Here is a 17504-nt window from a genome sequence, read left to right on the forward strand (position 1 = left end):
GCCACAAGTTCGTCGTCGGTGCCGAGGCCATGCAGCGGGCGGCCTGGTGGACGAATCTGTCGGAGACGACGTTCGTGCTGCCACCCACGACCCTGGAGGCCGACTACCGGTTGCGGACCTTCACCCCCGGTGGCGAGCTCTCATTCGCCGGCCACCCCACGCTCGGCTCCGCGCATGCCTGGCCCGAGCACGGCGGAACCCCACGAAACGCCGATCGGGTCGTGCAGGAATGCAGTGCGGGACCGGTCGAGGTGCGCCGCGGCGACGGTTGCCGTCGTTCGCTGCTCCGCCCACGCGCCGCGCGGGGATCTCGAGGAGCAATATCTGGAGCGGATCGTTACGGCGCTCGGCATCGACAGCGACCGAGTGCCGACCCACCAGTGGGTGGACAACGGCCCCGGCTGGGCCGTAGCGCGGCCGGCGACCGCTCAGGAGGTGCTCGACCTGGAGCCGGACCTGTCACAGATACCGATCGCGATGGTCGGTGCGATCGGCTCCTACCCGGACGGGTCGGAGCACGCGTCCGAGATGCGCACGTTTGCGCCCGTCATCGGGGTAGCCGAGGACCCTGTCTGCGGCAGCATGAACGCCTCGGTCGGGCAGTGGCTCGCCCAACCGGCGCAGTATCGGGCAGCTACCGCCTCTCCCGAGGCCGCCGGTTGGGCCGGGCCGGTGACATCACGATCACCGACGGGTTGCCGATGTTTCCATCGGCGCCGGCAGGGTAGTCGACTGCACACCGCGAGATCGGGATCGCAGACAAGCAGTATGCAGATGTATGGCCTCGACGTGGCCGCGATGGTCCGCTGTCTCGAAGGGAAACGGACATGTAGGTGTTGGTCGCGCAGTCACATCTTCGGGTCGGCATCTCGGGCGGCCCACCGATTGGAAGGAAATTCGGTATGCGGTGTATTCAGTGTCTTTGCCCCGAAAACCGGCGGGCTCGGTGCATCGCGTCGATGTTCCGCTGGGCCGGTGGTGGGTGACGATGAGCGCAGGGGCCGAGCACGAGGGCGAAGTCGCGGGCCTGTCGGTGGCTGGATTGCGGGCGTTGTACGTGAATGCAACGTTGAAACGCTCACCTGAGGTCAGCAACACCGAGGGACTGATTCGGCGCAGTTCGCAGATCATGCGCCGTCATGGTGTCGAGGTCGACATCGTGCGCGCGGTCGATCATGACATCGCGACCGGGGTCTGGCCGGACATGACCGAACACGGCTGGGCCGGCGACGAATGGCCGGCCCTGTTCGACCGAGTGCTGGACGCCAACATCTTGGTGCTGTGCGGGCCCATCTGGCTCGGTGACAACAGTTCGGTGATGAAACGAGTGATCGAGCGGCTTTACGGCTGTTCGAACGTACTCAACGAGCGTGGACAATACGCCTACTACGGTCGTGTCGGCGGATGTTTGATCACTGGTAACGAAGATGGCATCAAACACTGCGCGATGAACGTGCTCTATAGCCTGCAGCACTTGGGCTACACCATTCCCCCGCAGGCCGATGCCGGGTGGATCGGGGAAGCCGGGCCCGGCCCCTCATATCTCGATCCCGGCTCGGGCGGGCCGGAAAACGACTTCACGAATCGCAATACCACCTTCATGACCTACAACCTGCTTCACCTGGCCCGGATGCTGCAGGCCAACGACGGTATCCCCGGCTACGGCAATCAGCGCAGCCAGTGGGACGCGGGGTGTCGACCAGAGTCCGACAATCCCGAACACCGATAGCCGTCGAGCTGAGGGAGACACCATGACCGCACAGCAACGCGGCACAGACCTATGGCCCCGCCTGCGCGTCGATGACTGGGCCGACACGCGCGAGACACTGCATATGTGGCTTCAGATCGTCGGCAAACTTCGCTTGGAATACGCGCCGCTATTGAATCACTGGTGGCAGGTAACGCTGTATGTCGGCCCGCGCGGTCTGACGACGTCGCTAATCCCTCACCGCGCGGAAGCTTTCGAAATTCAGTTCGATTTCATCGACCACCAGCTGCTGATCCACACGACCACCGGCGCAACCCGGCGCGTTGCCCTGCAGGCGATGTCGGTCGCTGAGTTCCACGCCCGAATATTCCACGCTCTCGGCGAGCTTGGAATGGACGCACACATTCAGCCGCACCCTAACGAGGTCGAACCCGCGATTCCGTTCGCCGAGGACCACGAACACGCGTCCTACGATCCGCAGGCAGCGCACATGTTTTGGCGGCAGCTGCTGCAGGCCAATCGGGTGATGGGCTATTTCCGTTCCTACTTCATCGGCAAGGCCAGCCCGGTGCACTTCTTCTGGGGCGCGATGGACCTCGCATGCACCAGATTCTCCGGCCGCCCCGCCCCACGACACCCCGGCGGCGCACCGAACTTGGGTGACTGGGTGATGGTTGAGGGTTACTCGCGAGAACTCAGTAGTTGCGGATTCTGGCCCGGTGGCGAGGAGGGCGCCTTCTACGCCTACGCCTATCCCGAGCCCGACGGCTTCGCCGAGCATCCCGTCCATCCGCCCCAGGCGTATTACAGCCGTGACGAAGGCGAATTCCTGCTGCCCTACGAGGTGGTGCGCACCGCCGATGACCCCGACCGCACGCTTCTCGCCTTTCTGCAAACCAGCTACGAGGCCGCCGCCGAACACGGCGGCTGGGATCGCAGTTTGCTCGAGGACCATCCTGACCGCTGGTCACAGCGCCGATAACAGCACGAGAAAGGGGGCGGCGAAGCCGCATGAACAGTGTCGACAACAGCGATCTCGCGGCCCGAGCGGCCGAATACGGATGCGCCACATTGGTTGACGCGATGGGCCGCGTCCATCGTCACCGTGCACATATCCTTGCACTGAAGAGCCCCGAACCCCGGCGGACGATGTTCGGCCCGGCGGCCACCATCGCGTTTATGCCCTACCGCGATGATGTGCCGCAAGCCAACCTCGGGTTCGGCGAACTGTTCTACGAGGCGCTCGGACAACAGCCGATCGGGCAGGTGCTGGTGTTGTCCAGCGGCGGCTACCCTGACGTATCCCACGGCGGAGGCACCAAGCTGGGCAGAGTTGAGTACCACCGGCTCGCCGGTGTACTCGCCGACGGACGGCTGCGCGATTTCGAACAGCTGCGCAGCTACGACTTCGCGACCTGGTGCCGTGGCGAAGCGACCCGTTGGGGTGGGGACACCGTGATGCCCTACGCGGCCAACATCGCCGTCGAGATCGACGGCGTCACTGTCACACCTGGCGACTTGGTGTATGCCGACGTGGCCGGCGCGGTGGTTATCCCCGCCGACAGTCTGAGCCGCGTGCTCGACGAAGCAGACACAGTCGAGCGTGAAGACGTCGAAGCCGCTGCTCGGATCCGCGACGAGCGCTGGGCGGGCAAGCCCGCCAACACATGAGACCCGCGGTTTACCGCGGCGGTGTGAGTCGCCCAGCGACACGGTCCCCGCTGGGCGCCGTGTCGGGCTCAAACCCCTCGTCGACGCCCCGGTGCCACGCAGGGGTCGGTATTCACGTGCTGCCGACATCCGGACGGGCGGCGGTCGCGTGCACGGTGATGCAGGCTCACCTGTGTGGGGGATAGGGCGTGCGGGCACGGCGGCAGGCGATGGCCTCGAGCGTTAGGCGGGCGGCGTCGGTGCCGGGCATCGTTGTCGCAACAGCAGCAGTCGTGGTCATTGCGGTATCCCCTCTGGTCGGAGAAATGACACAACCCCACGCCAGGTGCGCGTACGCAACGGCCCGACCCCCGGCACAAGGCTGGGTGGCCGGTCGGCTGACCTGCCTGACCCCGGCCGGGTACTGCGCTCAATAACCGCCACGCCGACCGGCGCCGGTCTGACACCGAAGCCGGTCCCTTACCCAAGGGCGAGCAGCAGTTTCCCGCCCTTGTCGCCGCTTTCGTCGAGGGGACGCCATAGTACCCGCCGAAAATCGGGCGGATATCGGAGTAACCGCAGCCGAGGGGTGCTATCGGTCGTGACGCCGGGTCCAAAGAGGCGCCACCGATAGATCACCCCTACCAGGGGGTGTGCCGAACTTCGTTGGACTCTCGGCGTTTACTACCGGGATCCGATTTGTCGCAGACGCTCCTCGGCCCCCGACCGGTTGGCCGCTATCTCACCCGCCCGTGATCACGGCCGGCCGGTGGCGAACGCCTGTACGGCGTCGAGGAACTCCGGGCCGCCCTGGACGTATCCGCCGGCAATTCCACCGATCAGCACACCCACGGGGATGCTGACCCCCCATATCAAAAAAAGACATGCCCCGAGGATGCCGCCCACGATGGCACCGCCGACTACGCCAGGAAGGTTCTTGTTGATTTGCTCCTCGAGCCGGTCGTATGAGCTGATGTCCTTCGGTTGCGCAACATCTTCCGCCGTCGGGGTCGGTGTCAGCGTCAGGGTATGGACGTCCGCACCGATGTGCTGCGCAATCGCGATTGAACGCCCGCCGACGGCGTACCGTTGCGGCACTTCGGTCACCGCCGCTCCGTCGCCGGACTCGAGCACCACCGCGCCGTTCTGCACGATCTCGAACTTGCCATTCTCGACGGTAGTGATAATGACCCTGTCGACCGGCGAAACGATGATCCGGTAGTTGATTCCGTGATCCACGCCGGAAGTCGCGCCCCCCGCGGTCACCGCAGCCGGCCGCTCCGTTGCGGCCGGCTCTGCATGGGCGGTTGCCGCAGTGATACCCACGGCCGAGATGGCCAGGAAAGCGGCAGCAGTGATCTTCTCGAACTTCATCCTTCGAATCCCTCCGCTCAGCTGCCCCTGATGGGCGGACCGAGTCAGACCTTAGGCGTCGAATTCAATGGTGTGTGGTATGCCACACACAGTTCGAAGTTACTGCACTCCTGTTTGCCATGTGACCGGCCGGAGAGCAGTACACGCATGCAGTGCGACAGTCCTGCCCCCTGCGTAATCCCGTCTTCCGGCTGCACGCCGGGACCAGTGGTTGTAGGGCTTCCGGTAGTAATCGCCGAGAGTCCAACGAAGTTCGGCATACCCCCTGGTAGGGGTGATCTATCGGTGGCGCCTCTTTGGACCCGGCGTCACGACCGATAGCACCCCTCGGCTGCGGTTACTCCGAACGGTGCTGCTCGAGAACATCCGCGACGCGTTCTCGGCCCATCCGGCCTCCGTGCCGGTCGTGCCGCGGCGTCGGCAGTCGTCGGTCGAATCGCTACGCGCGATGGAAACGATGCTCGCCGTACTCACCGAGGGCGGGTTCACCGGGCGCGTCCACGTCATAGCCGAGCGCACCCTGATCGCCTTCCTGATCGGCTATCTCCGGAACGAGCACTACGCTCCCGCTGCGAGTGCGGGGGACGATCGTGCCGGCCGACCTGCCCGCGGAGAAATACCCGCACCTGGCGCAGACCGCGGGGCAGGCCAAGGGCATGTCGGCCGACGACGAATTCCGCGGTGGCGTCGAGATCGTGCTGCGTGGTTTCGGGTCCTAGCGGCGGACGAAGCTGCGACCTAACCGAAAACCGCTGTGACATCGATGGTTTCGGCCATCGCGCGAGCGCCGTCGTCGTTGAGGTGCATGCCGTCGCCGCTGTCGAAACCGGGGTGGATGAAGTCGGGCCGTTCTGGATCCTCGACCGCTCGCGCCACGTCGAACACCGAATCGAAGACGTCGGTGCCGCGCAGCCATTCGTTCACGCGCCGCCGGGTCGGCAATGTCTCGGTGATCGGCAGACCCTCGTAGACGCAGCCGCCGTAGGGGCCGATCGTCGCCGCGTGGACCGTGAGCCCCGCCGCGTGCGCGCGCCGCGCGAGCGTGGTGAAGCCCGCGATCAGTTCTTCGGCGGTCGCGGGCGGTTGCCCCGCCATCCCGCCCAGGATGAGGTCGTTGATGCCGAAGTTGATCAGCACGCTCGTCGCACCGGGCACGGCGCGTGCGTCGCGCTCGAAACGATCCAGGCCCGGCTCGCCGATTTCATCGGTGAGCAGCCGATTCCCCGCGATGCCCTGGTTGACCACCCAGCCCCGCTCCAGCCGCGCGTTGAGGAAATCGACCGACCGCCGGTTGGCGCCGAGGGTGGTGCCGACGCCTTCGAACCAGGAATCGCCGAACGCGACGGCCACCGGCGTCTCCGCCGGTGCGAGCACGTCGACACCGGCGACGTAGAACCGCGCGGGCACCTCTTCGACGGTGGTGAGCGCGGCCTCGGCGGCGACGTTTCCGTTCGCGATGTATGCGGTTTCGGCGGGCTGGTGGGAGAAGGTGGCCAGGCCGGTGGGGCCGGGCAGATAGAGGCTCAATGCCAGATCCGTGTCCGCCGCGACGGCCAGATCGACGGGGTCGCTGAACACTTCGCCGCCTACCGGGACGATTACCTGCTCGTCCCCGTCGAACCGCAATGCGGCATCGGTCTCGGTGACGATCTCGCTGCCGGTCTTGCGCAGGGCGACCCGGGCGGCGCCGATCGTCAGCGGAGCCTTCCCATAGCGATTGGTCAGTCCGACCCGTACCCGCGCGCCGCCGCCTGCCAAGTGGAGCACTTGGCGCACGGTCCGGTCGGTGAACGTGCGCGACTCCGCGAGCTTGATCTGCTCGTCCGGGCGGATCACCGCGGAGCGGAATCCGGCGATCCAGGCGGTCGGCGACATGGGTACCTCCACTAGTTGATGCGAGGAAAAATGCGTATGCATATTTCTACGATGAATTATTCCTCTCGTCAACTATCCGCAGGGAAACATTCTGATAGGTTTCCGACATGGACGTGACGGAGCTGTTCGACGATCCGCGCCTGACCACGATGGGCCTGCTGTTCGAGGCGCACGGCGGTGTGGTCGCCAAACTGGAGCAGGTCTGGAAGGCGCACGGCATGTCCGGACTGGATCTGAACGCCCTCATGCGGCTGAGCCGTTCGCCGGGGCGGCGGCTGCGGATGACGGAGCTGGCAGTGCAGACGACGCTGTCCACCAGCGGCGTCACCCGGCTCATCGATCGGCTGGCGCGCGCCGGGCTGGTGGAACGCGAGCCGGACCCGGGGGATCGGCGCAGCGCGTATGCGGTGCTCACCGAGGCGGGCGCCGTGCGGCTCGCGCAGGTACTGCCGGACTATCTCGCCGCCGTCGACCGCTGGTTCGTCGGATTGCTCACGCCCGATCAGCTCACGGCATTGACCGAAGCGCTGCGAATCGTGCGGGACACTTCGAACCCGGAGGCCACGTTCCGGATGGATTGAGCTCGGTCCGCGTTCTCGCGAGAAGCCGTTCCGATCCGTCCAGAAGCAGGGATTCGAACGCGTGCCACGAAGGCGCCACGCCCTGCCGCTGTTTCGGAGCCCGCTGATACCTTTCCCGGCCGCAACCGTGCCCGTGATCGCGAGCGCCCTCACCACATGGTTGTTGGCTTGCAGCCAGGCTCGAGGCCGGTCCAGGGGTTCGCGGAGCCGGTCGGCGGCGAGGCTGTGGCCAAGGGGCACGGCAACCACGCTGAAGGCGGCCAATGCGGTGAATTCGACGAGGTCGGCAGCCGCAGGCGCCGCACGCCGTGACCGAGCTGGGGCCGGGGGAGCGAGGCGGAGAAGCCCTCGACCTGTTTGGCCGATAGCCGTGCGATGCCGGACAGGTTCGTCCGGCCGCGTAACCCGATCGCTCCGGCGAGCAGGCCGGTGGACATCCGCCGCGCCGAGACCGCGGGCACGGCGGTCGCGAAGAAGATCCATACATGCGCGTCGCGACGGGACTGCGACACCTTCAACGCCGCCGGGATCTCGGCGGCGCGGGCGGCTTTCACGTATGCGAGGGCATCCAGCATCGCGGTGTCGGTGCGGGCATCGAACAGGTCCAGGAAGCGCCGGACCTTGGCTTCCGGTGCGGCCCGCATATCGACCGGTGTGTCCGTGGCGGTCTGGTCGAGTGCCGCCGCACGGGCTTGTTCACCGATGAGCCGCAACAGATTCCGCAGCCGGATGATCTCGTCGAGCTCGCCGACCACCTCGCCGTGTTCGATCTGCCCGACGCCGATCACGCGACGCCAGCCACCATCGCCGCACAGACGGCCGTGCGGGGTGAGGTAGTTCACAGCAAACCGTTCACCGTGGATGTCGCGATGGTGGTCCGACGCGCGGCAGCCGGTAATCGCCCCAGCCCACGGGCCGATTCAGGCGATATTCGACACCTAAAGCTCACCTTCCCGCAAGCATGTCGTCACCGGGCGTCGGGAATCCTGTCCGTAATCCGCCGCTATTCTGACGACAGAATCAAGCCAATGGCGGGCAACCCGCCGGGAGGGGTTTCGATCCGGTGCCCACCACCAGAGTCGCGGAGTACCCGCGACCGGATCACGTGTTGTTCCATTTCAGCGACACCCATCTCGTCGCAGGCGAACAACCCCTGTACGGCGATGTCGACGCCGACCTGCGGTTACGCCAGTTGCTCGAGCAGGCCGCGGCCAGCCGGATCCGGCCGACCGCACTCGTGTTCACCGGCGACCTCACCGATCAGGGTGAGTCCGCCGCATACGACAAGCTCAAAGCCATCATCGAGTCATTCGCTGACTGTTTGCCCGCACCCATAGTGTGGGTCGCCGGCAACCACGACGACCGCTGCACACTGCGCGCGCGACTGCTCGGCGAGCCCGCATCGACCTCGCCGCTGGACCGCGTGCACCTGATCGACGGACTGCGCATCATCGCCCTGGACACTTCGGTACCCGGGCACCACCACGGCGAGATCTCCGACGACCAGCTGGACTGGCTGCGCTCGGTGCTGGCCGAACCGGCGCCGTTCGGCACCATCCTGGCCATGCATCACCCGCCGGTCCCGTGTGTCGTCGACCTCGCCGTCGCCGTGGAGCTGCGCGACCAGCGTAAGCTGGCCGACGTGCTCGACGGCAGCGATGTGCGGGCCATCCTCGCCGGTCACCTGCACTTCTCGACCAGCGCGACCTTCGCGGGCATCCCGGTGTCGGTGGCCTCGGCGACCTGCTACAGCCAGGATCTCGGCGTCGAGCAGGGCGGCCTGCGCGGCCGGGACGGCGCACAGGCATTCAACTACGTGCACGTCTACCCGGATACTGTGGTGCACTCGGTGGTTCCCATCGAGCAGGGCCGCACCGTCGGCACACCCGCTACGCCGGAGCAAGCACAGCGACGTCTCGCGCAGGAGGGTATCGTGATCCCGCCCGCCGCGCGCATCCCGCACGTCATGCGGCGCCAGGCGTCGACTCCGGAATCGAATGACGAGGCGGTGCACTGAGCCGCTCCCAGGGTGCGGGCTCCGGGTAGTACTCGGCGAGGAAATCGGAGATGACCTGTACCCGCTCGGCCTCGGCGACCTCGGGGAAGCTGCCGTCGTTGAGGCAGAAGAAGTCCACGTCGCGGTGGCGCGCCAACTCGTCCATCATGGCCAACCCAGTGTGGCTGGTCGTGTCGACGTAACGCACCTTCGCCGCCTCCTGCGGCGCTGCGCGACCGGTGAACAGCGCGTAGTAGTGATACAGCGAGTTGGTCACCGAGATATCGGTGGCAGCCCGGAAGCGGCTCGCGCTCGTTCGCACGAAATCCGCCGCGAACTCCTCTTCCATCTCCAGCAGCACACTGCGGCGTAGCGGAACCGGCGTGTGTTCCAGGTGCCGGGTGATGACATAGCCGAAGCGCTCGGCCAGCAGCGCTCGGTTCACTCGCGCGGCGTTTTCGAAACCGCTGCGCCGCTCGTTGTTGCGGCCCGGTCCGATCCTGGTGCCGGCCTCGATGAACCGGCTCATCCCGGCCGCGGTGAAGAACATCGACGGGCGCACCGGGCGCGCGAAGAACATGTCGTCGTTGGCGTATAGGAAGTACTCGCCGAGTCCTTCGATGTGCTGCAACTGCGACTCCACCGCGTGCGAATTGAAGGTCGGCAAGTCCGTGGTGTCGCGGAAATGCTCCACCGCACGCACCACCGTGACCTTCGGATGCGTGGTCAACCAGTCCGGCATCGCCGAATCGGTGGCGATGAAGATCTTGCGTATCCACGGCGCGTTCTTGTGCACCGAGCGCAAGGCGTACTTCACCTCGTCGATCTGCCGGATCCTGGCGTCCGCCTCGTCGCCCTCGCCCACCGCGACCTGGGCGAGCATCCCGGCGCGGCGGGCGCGGAATTCGGGATCGGAACCGTCCACCCAGGAAATCACCAGGTCGATGTCGAAGCCGACGTCGCCGGGCTGCGGCGCGAACATGTCCACCAAGGTCGGCCAGTTCCGCTCGAACAGCCGAACCTCGGTGCGCTGGACGTCGGCGAGGTCGAAGACCGCCCTGGTCAGCGCGTTGGGGCGCGGGCAGGTTACCGTGTCGCCGTGGTACTCCCACAGTTCCACGTCGACGCGATGCGCCGGGTCGCTATCGCGCCCAAGCCGGAATACGTTGTGCCGCAACTCTGTGCAGCGAAACCCCGCCGACACGGCGGCGGCCGTCACGCGGTGCACCATCGCGCAGTGCGCCGCGTCGGCGGCCAGCACGAGCTGGTGCCCGCTGCCGCGCACGAGCAGAAACGGCACTTCCGCCGCCGCCAGCTCCGCTCGCAGGTACCCGAGATCCTCGATCATCGCGGCCGACACGGCGAGGTTTCCCGCCGTCGTCCACGTACGGATCTCCACCGCCCCCGAGTTCATCGCGCCCATGTCCACCATGATTGTCTCCACTTCCGTCCATCCGCTGGTTTCCGTTCCTTCCGGGCACCGCGCCGAGCGGCGTCCGGCGCCGATTGCCGTGGCATCGACGCGCCGGGACCGCGCTCCGCGCGGCGACATTCAGAGATGCGGAAGAATGCCGAAGCGTGGGTGCGAACTGATCACCGGAAATCCAGACGACTGGTAAACCATTTCGTTTTCACCTCACTCACGGCCGGACGCCGAAGCGTCGTGGATAGAAGTGGTGCACCGTGCGCGGAAGTCGCGAAGCACGCGTGGCAGGCATCCGAGCCGGACGGCCATCGGCCGACGGGAGGGTTGCCCAGACAACACCGGGCACCGTTACGAATGATGCAACGCATTCGGCATTCCGTCAATCGGCGCAGCTGACCGCCCCTATCCTTCCGCTGCTTCCGGCCCCCGACCCGGCGACCACAGGTCGGAGCACATCTCCGGCAAAATGGTCAGGATGGTCTCACCAGGGCCGAGGTGTTCTCCGAAGCGTTCGACCGCCGAGCACCCGAGCTGACCGGCCTGCGCTGCGCTGTGTTCGTGCTCGGCGACATCGGGTACGGCGACACGGGCAACCGCGGCAGCGAGTTCGTGCCGAGAAGCTCACCGAGTGGGGCGCTATCCAGCTCGGCGAGCACGGGCGGCATGACGCGTCGACGCGCCGCGGACATGACTCGGGAAGTGGCCCGCGCCGCGCTCGATATCCCCGCTCTCGCCGCGGCCGGATAGTCACCGGAGAGCAGTTCGGACCAACGACAGAGCGCCGGCGGACAAGCCGCGCAGCGCCTTGGCTTGTTGTTCAAGGTGCAGGCGGGCGAGCGGCATCCCAGGTGAAAGGTGAAGCAGCCCTTGGTTGACCTCTCGGACATCAAGGAGATCGAGCCGGCGATTCGCCACTTCTACGACGTGCTGGGCTCGCAGGGCTTTCGCGCGGCGGCCGCGCCGGCCTATGCAAACGAGACACCGCGTTCGACCCACCGCAATCGCCGCACCAGGCCGGACGCGCCATGCGCGGTGGAGTTCCTGGAGGTCTCCTGCGATCAAGGAGTATCCGGGCGGCCAAGAGAACATCTCATGTGGACAGAAATAGCTGCACCGTATCACCTGCCGGGTGAGGGATGCTCTGACTCGACGTCTGGTTCGGCGATATGTTGTGGGACATCGCCGAACCGTTGATTCCGAAGTTCGCTGCGCGCCGCCAGGGTGGTGGGACCGCGCCGGTCGGTGGTCGTACGGTGTTCACCGCGATAGTGTCCGTGTTGACCAGTGGGTGTGCGTGGCGGCAGTTGCCGCCGGCGTTCGGGGTGAGTGGGCCCACCGCGCATCGCCGATCCACCGCCCGAGCCGCCGCGGGGTTCTTCGACCGACTGCATCGGGAGGCCCTGGACCGGCTCGGAGCAGCCGGGGAGGTGGACCGGTCGGCGGCGATCGTGGACCCGGCGTTCGTGCGGGCCGGAAAAGGGGAGGATCGCTGACCGGCCGCAATCCTCTTCGATCGCGGCAAGGCGGGTTCGAAGATCCACCTGTTCTCCGACGCGAACAGGATCCCGCTGGTCACCGCCGTGAACGGCGCGAACGCCCACGGCAGCGTTATGCTGCGGCCACTGGTGGAGGCGATTGCAGCGATCCGGCCCCGGCGCGGACCGCGCCGCCGTCGAGCCGAGCGGCTGCGTGCCGACACCGGCTACGACTATCCCGCCACCGTCATCGGCTGCGCTGCCGGCGCATCATCTCGCGCATCACTCGCCGCGGCATCGACGACTCCACCCGACTGGGCCGCCATCAATGGGAGATCGAACGCACCCTCGCCCGGCTCGCCGGCTACCGGCGTCCGGCCATCCGCTACGAACGCCACGGGCATCTGTTCGCGGCCTTCCTCGACCTTGCTGCCGCGCTCATCTGCTACAAGGAACGCCCCATATGAGACGCCCTCTAAGTGAGCAGTTCGGGCGCACCCGCATATCGTCTGATGGCGAGTTCTTCGGGGTTGCGGTAGGGATATCCGGTTCGGTATGCAGCCTGGGACGGGTGGCACAGGCCCGCCGGTGGTGGGGCGGGCGGGGCTGGGGTGTGGAGCGTCGCCGGGCGGCTTTCGGGCCGGTCGCTGGTGGGCCCGGGGGCGGTGCTGCTGCGGCGAGCAGTGCTGCTTGAAGGGTGAGCAGGTCCATGAGGACGGCTGTGAAGGCTTGCTCGATGTGCATTCCGCTGGTGTTGTGGTACATCGGTACCGGTCGGGTGCGGTATCGGGTTCGTGTCCGTATCGGTGGGGGAGGGTGGACGGGTGGTGGTGCGGTGCTCGGTGTCGCCGGTCAGCGGGGCGGCGGTAGTATGGTCCTCTGGCTCGCCGGCTATCGGCGCCTGGGCGTCTACCCAGAACGCCACAGGCATCTGCTCATTGCATTTCTATACCTCACCGCTGTGCTCACCTGCAGTCGGCGGTCCGGCGACTGCGAATACAGCCGCCGAGCTACGTCTCTGTTCGAGGGTTCGCCCCGCAAGCGCTCCCGAGGTATCAGAGTCAACTTATGGCGCGATCTCGATGACGACGCGGTCTCCTGGGGTGCATGGCCGATACAGCACACCGAGCGGAGCCTGAGCCCCCGGTGCGAGCAGACCACCGAACTGCAAGGGCAGGTGCATGCCCATTTTGGCAGGCACCAACCCGATCACCCGCGCCTCCGGCAAGAAGATCGCTGCCGCCCGGTTCGTGCACAGCGACCGACTCATCGACGCCCTCATTCGGCAGGCGTTCTGCCCCGACCGCCTTGCCCGGCGCCCGCGTCTACTACGACTGCCACCGCATCCGCGGCCGCGATCGCCGACGACCGGTCCAGATCCTCGACCGCGCCGAGCCGGTCCAGCGCTTTCCGGGGCAGCCGATCGAAGAACCCGGCGGCGGTTCGGGTCCTTGCTCGCAGACCGGATGCGGTTTCGTGGTCCATCTGTCCCGTGAACGTTCCGGTGTGTGTTCGATCGGCTGGTAATCGTATCCACCGATGAAACCTCCGGATCTCCGACGCGGCGGCCGCCGCGGGTGGACCGAAGACCGGCCACTTCCTGTCCTCGGTCACCGCGCAACTCGAGAGAATGACGTGCCGGAGAGATCCGATCGTCGCCCGGGTCGGAACAGCCTCCATGTTGCTTCGGTTCTGTTGATCCCGCGAGCGTCCTTCCCATCGATGCCCTACCCCTCGGTGAGCCGCCCACCGGCAATGTGCCAGCGGCGTGTCGCTCGCACCGAATCCAGCATCCGGCGGTCGTGTGTCACCAGAACGAGTGTGCCGGAGAAAGAGTCGATGGCCTGCTCGAGCTGTTCGATGGCGGGTAGGTCGAGATGGTTGGTCGGCTCGTCGAGGACGAGCAGGTTCACGCCGCGGGCCTGCAGCAAGGCCAGCGCGGCGCGGGTACGCTCTCCGGGGGACAGGGTGTCGCAGGCGCGGTTGACGTGTGGGCCGCACAGACCGAACTTGGCGAGCAGGGTGCGCACATCGGCATCGGGCCAGTCGGGCATCGCCGCGCCGAAGGTGTCGGCGAGGGTGGCGTCACCGCGGAACAGGCCGCGCGCCTGGTCGACCTCGCCGATCTGCACGCCTGAGCCAAGTGCGGCAGTGCCCGTATCGGGGGCGAGCCTGCCGAGCAACAGGGCGAGCAGGGTGGACTTGCCTGAGCCGTTTGCACCGGTCAGGACGATGCGGTCGGCCCAATCGATCTGGACGGTGACCGGTCCGAGAGCGAATTCGCCGCGCGCGACAGTGGCGTTGTTCACTGTCGCCACGACGGAACCACTGCGTGGAGCTGTCGCGATCTCCATGCGTAGTTCCCACTCTTTGCGCGGTTCCTCGACCACGTCGAGCCGTTCGATGCGGCGCTGCGTCTGGCGGGCCTTGGCGGCTTGCTTCTCAGTGGACTCGGCGCGGGTCCTGCGGCTGACCTTGTCGTCGTTCTTGCTCTTGCGGCGTGCGTTGCGGACACCCTTTTCCAACCAGTTGCGTTGCATCAGTGCCCGTGCCTCCAAACCGGCCTTGGTAGCGGCGAATTCGTCGTACGCCTGGCGGGCGTGCCGGCGCGCGATCTCGTGTTCGGCCAGGTAGGAGTCGTAGCCCCCGTCGTAGAAGCTCACCTGCTGTTGCGCGAGGTCGAGTTCGAGGACACTGTTCACAGTGCGGGTCAGGAACTCGCGGTCGTGGCTGATGATCATCAGCGGGACCCTGGCACCGGTGACGAAACGCTCCAGGCGATCGAGACCGTCGAGGTCGAGGTCGTTGGTGGGTTCGTCGAGCAGCAGGATATCGAAGCGCGACAGCAGGACCGAAGCGAGACCGACGCGGGCGGCTTGTCCGCCGGACAGGCCTGTCATCAGGGTGGCCAGTCCACCGGCGAGGCCGTCGGTGAGCCCGAGATCGGCGGCGACCTTCTCGGCGCGCTGGTCGAGGTCGGCGCCCCCGAGGGCCAGCCAGTGTTCGAGCGCGGGGGAGTAGTCATCGTCGCCGTCGCCCAGGCGTGCGGCAGCCGCGTCCATGACCTGCCGGGCGTGCGCGACACCGGTCCGACGAGCGAGGAATTCGAGTACGGTCTCGCCGCCTATGCGTTCGGGTTCCTGGGTCAGATATCCGACGGTGGCGTCAGGCGGGCTCAGCGTGATCGTGCCTTCGTCCGAGGCGCCGTCGGCGAGTATGCGCAACAGTGTCGACTTGCCCGCCCCGTTGACACCGACCAGACCGATCACGTCGCCGGGAGCGAGGGTGAGATGGAGGTCGGAGAAGAGGGTGCGTTCGCCGTGCCCGGCCGCCAGACCGCTGGCATGCAATGTTGCGCTCACCAGGCGTATTCTGCCCTCATCGGCTGCAACGCCGAGATCTGACCCACTGGGCCATGGCGGTGGCGAGGTCTTGATGAGCCGAGTCGAAACCGCCGAGCGTATCCGGTTGCTCGGCGATCTCGGAGATCATGTCGGTGAGGACCTGGCGGGCGTGGATGCCCGGTCCTCGGCGTTCACCAATACGACCACCACATCCAAGGGCTTGTTGCGAGCCAAGTCGTCCGGGTCGGGTTCGGCTCCGTTAGCAGCGTGCAGTTTCCGGTGGGCTGCAGCCGTCCGGGTCGGGACCTGAACCACCTCGTGGCCGGCCGGCAGCAGGCCATCGGCGAGGCGGCGGGCGAACCCGTGACCATCTTCGATGGCCCACGGGACATATGCATCATCGGTGATCGACCGGATCTATTCGAGCAGAGCAGCGATCGGCGACCCATCGTTCTTCACGGTCAGCGGCTTGCCGACCCGCCTGCCGGCGGCATCGACAGCTACCGCGGCATGGGCGTGCTTGTGCGGGTCGATTCCCACTGTCACCATCGAGAGGTCCTCTCTTCTTGCCATCGCAGATGACGGGACAAGCGAGTTTTGCGGCATCTGCCGCCGTCGTTCGGGAGTGAGCCCCGAGCAGGTTTCGGTAGCCGGCGAATGGTGGCGGTCGCGGTGGTGGGATCGCTTGTACATCTGCCGCGGTGTCAGGCACCCGCCTCGTCCGGCCCGGCGGCGGTCCGTGTGGGCGGGCGGCGCGCGAAATCCGGTGCGTGTTCCGGAAACACCCCGCGTGCGAGGAGATACGGAGGCAGACTGCGCGCCACCGGGATCCGGCGCAACAGTCGCAGCGCGCGCGGTGCGCGGGCCGCGTTGGCGATCTCGATCCGACCGGAGAGCGTCGGCACGATCAGGCGGGCGTGCAGCACCCGCTGTATTCCTTGGATCACCGCAGTCGAGATGACGCGCCGGCGCTGTACCCGGGCCAGATCGCGGGTCGTTGTGGTTCCCGCCAGCAGCGGTGCCGCCAGTATTCTGGCGGCGGCGACGGCGTCCTGAATCGCGAGATTGATGCCGACACCCCCGACCGGGGACATTGCGTGCGCCGCGTCGCCGATGCAGAGCAGGCCATCGACGTACCAGGTGCTCAGCCGATCCAGCTGAACATCGAGCAGCTTCACCTCGTCCCATCTGGTCAGGGTGTCACGTCGGCTACCGAGCCAGGGCGCGGCCTCGGCCATGCCGCGCATGATGTCCTGGACCGGCCCACGCCGGGCTTCGGTGTCGGCACCCTTGGCGATGAGGGTGGCGCACTGCCAGTAGTCACCACGGTCGAGCATGACCGCGGCGCGGCGGGCGGTGACGATGGGGAGCGCTCCTGCGGGATCGTTATCGGTGCGCGGGAGACGGAACCACCACACATCCATCGGGGTCGGCCAGCTCCGCGAGGGCAGTCCGGTCGAGGCACGCAGCACCGAAGCGCGACCGTCGCACGCCACCGTGAGGTCGGCGTGTATTGCGCCGGTCGCACCGTCGGCCGTTCGATAGGCGCAGCCGACGACCTTGCCTTCGGTCCGAATCAGTTCGGTCGCTTCGGTCTTCATCCGCAGACGAAAGCTCGGCTCCTGCGCGGCGGTCCGGGCCAACAGGTCGAGCAGGTCCCACTGCGGCACCATCGCCACGTACTTGTGCGTGCCGGGCAGGTGGTCGAACGTGGCCAGCAGTTGCGTACCGCCCGCGATCGGCAGCAGTACCTGTTTCAACTTGCGCGCTCCCAGCTTCTCGAATTCGGCACCGAGGCCCAGCTCGTCGAGCAGGTCGAGCGTGGTGGGGTGCACGGTGTCGCCGCGGAAATCGCGCAGGAAGTCCTGGTGCTTCTCCAGCACGGTGACCTCCACGCCGGCTCGGGCGAGCAGTAGCCCCAGCATCAGTCCCGCCGGCCCGCCGCCGACTACCAGGCAGGTTGTCCGTTCCATGAGAAGTCTCCTTCGATCGCCGCGCTGTCATCCGGAGTTCTCCTCGAGATGCTAACCGCGATCCGGTCGACTCACCGCCCGTCCGGCCGCGTCGGTCCGATC

The 17504-nt window shown here is 66.8% G+C and carries 18 protein-coding genes and 3 pseudogenes; 12 read left to right on the forward strand and 9 right to left on the reverse strand.

Translation table 11 applies throughout. From position 1 onward, the window contains the following. Positions 1 to 29: 29 nt before the first annotated feature. The 5 genes and pseudogenes from ON20_RS40145 to ON20_RS32415 all read left to right on the forward strand — a co-directional run. Positions 30 to 245, forward strand: a pseudogene (locus ON20_RS40145) (PhzF family phenazine biosynthesis protein); the annotation flags it as partial. Then, positions 175 to 1086: a PhzF family phenazine biosynthesis protein gene (locus ON20_RS35500; protein ID WP_281032956.1), complete on the forward strand. Its 912-nt coding sequence runs from the start codon at positions 175 to 177 to the stop codon at positions 1084 to 1086. The pseudogene ON20_RS40145 and the gene ON20_RS35500, both read left to right, overlap by 71 nt. Beyond that, complete coding sequence (locus ON20_RS32405) at positions 989 to 1729, forward strand: flavodoxin family protein (RefSeq protein WP_040842106.1); 741 nt, start codon at positions 989 to 991, stop codon at positions 1727 to 1729. Before ON20_RS35500 ends, ON20_RS32405 begins: the two co-directional genes overlap by 98 nt. Positions 1730 to 1751: 22 nt before the next feature. Beyond that, on the forward strand, positions 1752 to 2690 hold the full coding sequence (locus ON20_RS32410; RefSeq protein WP_040842026.1) for a DUF5996 family protein: 939 nt from the start codon (positions 1752 to 1754) through the stop codon (positions 2688 to 2690). Positions 2691 to 2779: 89 nt separating this feature from the next. Next, a complete protein-coding gene (locus ON20_RS32415) occupies positions 2780 to 3379 on the forward strand; it encodes an RraA family protein (protein WP_218002748.1) in 600 nt (199 codons plus the stop codon). A gap of 735 nt (positions 3380 to 4114) precedes the next feature. Here the strand turns inward: ON20_RS32415 and ON20_RS32420 are convergent. After that, entirely contained in the window at positions 4115 to 4732 is a 618-nt protein-coding gene (locus ON20_RS32420) for a DUF8020 domain-containing protein (RefSeq protein ID WP_040842028.1), read from the reverse strand. A gap of 406 nt (positions 4733 to 5138) precedes the next feature. Between ON20_RS32420 and ON20_RS40875 the strand changes: the two are divergent. Continuing rightward, positions 5139 to 5231 (forward strand): annotated as a pseudogene (locus ON20_RS40875) (hypothetical protein); the annotation flags it as partial. 76 nt (positions 5232 to 5307) lie between these two features. Then, positions 5308 to 5451 (forward strand): hypothetical protein, encoded by a 144-nt coding sequence (locus tag ON20_RS39735; protein ID WP_157229185.1) that lies wholly within the window; start codon positions 5308 to 5310, stop codon positions 5449 to 5451. Positions 5452 to 5470: 19 nt separating this feature from the next. On the opposite strand, the gene ON20_RS32430 is transcribed toward ON20_RS39735, so the two are convergent. Beyond that, positions 5471 to 6607: a GDSL-type esterase/lipase family protein gene (locus ON20_RS32430; RefSeq protein ID WP_040842029.1), complete on the reverse strand. Its 1137-nt coding sequence runs from the start codon at positions 6605 to 6607 to the stop codon at positions 5471 to 5473. A 107-nt stretch (positions 6608 to 6714) separates the two neighbouring features. Here ON20_RS32430 and ON20_RS32435 point away from each other — a divergent pair, with 107 nt between their 5' ends. Next, positions 6715 to 7188 carry a MarR family winged helix-turn-helix transcriptional regulator gene (locus ON20_RS32435; protein ID WP_040842031.1) on the forward strand — a complete coding sequence of 158 codons (474 nt, stop codon included), beginning with the start codon at positions 6715 to 6717 and terminating at the stop codon, positions 7186 to 7188. A 149-nt stretch (positions 7189 to 7337) separates the two neighbouring features. Here ON20_RS32435 and ON20_RS32440 read toward each other — a convergent pair whose 3' ends face one another. Beyond that, positions 7338 to 8030: a TOTE conflict system archaeo-eukaryotic primase domain-containing protein gene (locus ON20_RS32440; RefSeq protein WP_040842033.1), complete on the reverse strand. Its 693-nt coding sequence runs from the start codon at positions 8028 to 8030 to the stop codon at positions 7338 to 7340. 221 nt (positions 8031 to 8251) lie between these two features. Here ON20_RS32440 and ON20_RS32445 point away from each other — a divergent pair, with 221 nt between their 5' ends. After that, positions 8252 to 9205 (forward strand): phosphodiesterase, encoded by a 954-nt coding sequence (locus ON20_RS32445; protein ID WP_040842035.1) that lies wholly within the window; start codon positions 8252 to 8254, stop codon positions 9203 to 9205. Here the strand turns inward: ON20_RS32445 and ON20_RS32450 are convergent. Beyond that, positions 9153 to 10616 carry a stealth family protein gene (locus ON20_RS32450; protein ID WP_040842108.1) on the reverse strand — a complete coding sequence of 488 codons (1464 nt, stop codon included), beginning with the start codon at positions 10614 to 10616 and terminating at the stop codon, positions 9153 to 9155. The two genes, ON20_RS32445 and ON20_RS32450, sit on opposite strands and share 53 nt — an antisense overlap. Positions 10617 to 11105: 489 nt before the next feature. Between ON20_RS32450 and ON20_RS37715 the strand changes: the two genes are divergently transcribed. Beyond that, positions 11106 to 11357, forward strand: a complete 252-nt coding sequence (locus tag ON20_RS37715) for a hypothetical protein (protein ID WP_051163742.1) — start codon at positions 11106 to 11108, stop codon at positions 11355 to 11357. A gap of 394 nt (positions 11358 to 11751) precedes the next feature. Continuing rightward, positions 11752 to 12552: pseudogene (locus ON20_RS39740) on the forward strand (IS5 family transposase). Positions 12553 to 13151: 599 nt separating this feature from the next. Here the strand turns inward: ON20_RS39740 and ON20_RS37235 are convergent. The 3 genes from ON20_RS37235 to ON20_RS32475 all read right to left on the reverse strand — a co-directional run bounded on the left by ON20_RS37235 (position 13152) and on the right by ON20_RS32475 (position 15447). Next, positions 13152 to 13355 carry a hypothetical protein gene (locus ON20_RS37235; protein ID WP_040842037.1) on the reverse strand — a complete coding sequence of 68 codons (204 nt, stop codon included), beginning with the start codon at positions 13353 to 13355 and terminating at the stop codon, positions 13152 to 13154. Positions 13356 to 13363: 8 nt separating this feature from the next. After that, a complete protein-coding gene (locus ON20_RS37240) occupies positions 13364 to 13570 on the reverse strand; it encodes a hypothetical protein (protein WP_157229186.1) in 207 nt (68 codons plus the stop codon). Between the two features lie 242 nt (positions 13571 to 13812). Continuing rightward, positions 13813 to 15447, reverse strand: a complete 1635-nt coding sequence (locus ON20_RS32475; RefSeq protein WP_040842041.1) for an ABC-F family ATP-binding cassette domain-containing protein — start codon at positions 15445 to 15447, stop codon at positions 13813 to 13815. A gap of 73 nt (positions 15448 to 15520) precedes the next feature. Between ON20_RS32475 and ON20_RS37570 the strand changes: the two genes are divergently transcribed. Then, positions 15521 to 15739, forward strand: coding sequence for a hypothetical protein (locus ON20_RS37570; RefSeq protein ID WP_169332416.1), 219 nt, complete (start codon positions 15521 to 15523; stop codon positions 15737 to 15739). A gap of 107 nt (positions 15740 to 15846) precedes the next feature. On the opposite strand, the gene ON20_RS40150 is transcribed toward ON20_RS37570, so the two are convergent. Then, positions 15847 to 15978, reverse strand: a complete 132-nt coding sequence (locus ON20_RS40150; protein ID WP_281032951.1) for a hypothetical protein — start codon at positions 15976 to 15978, stop codon at positions 15847 to 15849. Between the two features lie 155 nt (positions 15979 to 16133). Beyond that, the gene (locus ON20_RS32480; protein WP_040842043.1) at positions 16134 to 17402 is read right to left on the reverse strand and encodes an FAD-dependent oxidoreductase; all 1269 of its coding nucleotides are present in this window, start codon (positions 17400 to 17402) and stop codon (positions 16134 to 16136) included. Positions 17403 to 17504: the final 102 nt, after the last annotated feature.

Source organism: Nocardia brevicatena NBRC 12119 (assembly GCF_000308495.1).
In the GTDB taxonomy this organism is placed as follows: Bacteria; Actinomycetota; Actinomycetes; order Mycobacteriales; family Mycobacteriaceae; genus Nocardia; species Nocardia brevicatena.

What these genes read in the sequence shown, in the direction of transcription:
- ON20_RS32410 (WP_040842026.1), top strand. Translation starts at nt 1,752, where the DNA reads ATGACCGCACAGCAACGCGGCACAGACCTATGGCCCCGCCTGCGCGTC.
- ON20_RS32420 (WP_040842028.1), bottom strand. Translation starts at nt 4,732, where the DNA reads ATGAAGTTCGAGAAGATCACTGCTGCCGCTTTCCTGGCCATCTCGGCC.
- ON20_RS37240 (WP_157229186.1), bottom strand. Translation starts at nt 13,570, where the DNA reads ATGGACCACGAAACCGCATCCGGTCTGCGAGCAAGGACCCGAACCGCC.
- ON20_RS32430 (WP_040842029.1), bottom strand. Translation starts at nt 6,607, where the DNA reads ATGTCGCCGACCGCCTGGATCGCCGGATTCCGCTCCGCGGTGATCCGC.
- ON20_RS32435 (WP_040842031.1), top strand. Translation starts at nt 6,715, where the DNA reads ATGGACGTGACGGAGCTGTTCGACGATCCGCGCCTGACCACGATGGGC.
- ON20_RS32405 (WP_040842106.1), top strand. Translation starts at nt 989, where the DNA reads ATGAGCGCAGGGGCCGAGCACGAGGGCGAAGTCGCGGGCCTGTCGGTG.
- ON20_RS35500 (WP_281032956.1), top strand. Translation starts at nt 175, where the DNA reads ATGCCTGGCCCGAGCACGGCGGAACCCCACGAAACGCCGATCGGGTCG.
- ON20_RS37570 (WP_169332416.1), top strand. Translation starts at nt 15,521, where the DNA reads ATGAGCCGAGTCGAAACCGCCGAGCGTATCCGGTTGCTCGGCGATCTC.
- ON20_RS37235 (WP_040842037.1), bottom strand. Translation starts at nt 13,355, where the DNA reads ATGAGTCGGTCGCTGTGCACGAACCGGGCGGCAGCGATCTTCTTGCCG.
- ON20_RS32480 (WP_040842043.1), bottom strand. Translation starts at nt 17,402, where the DNA reads ATGGAACGGACAACCTGCCTGGTAGTCGGCGGCGGGCCGGCGGGACTG.
- ON20_RS40150 (WP_281032951.1), bottom strand. Translation starts at nt 15,978, where the DNA reads ATGGTGACAGTGGGAATCGACCCGCACAAGCACGCCCATGCCGCGGTA.
- ON20_RS32450 (WP_040842108.1), bottom strand. Translation starts at nt 10,616, where the DNA reads ATGGTGGACATGGGCGCGATGAACTCGGGGGCGGTGGAGATCCGTACG.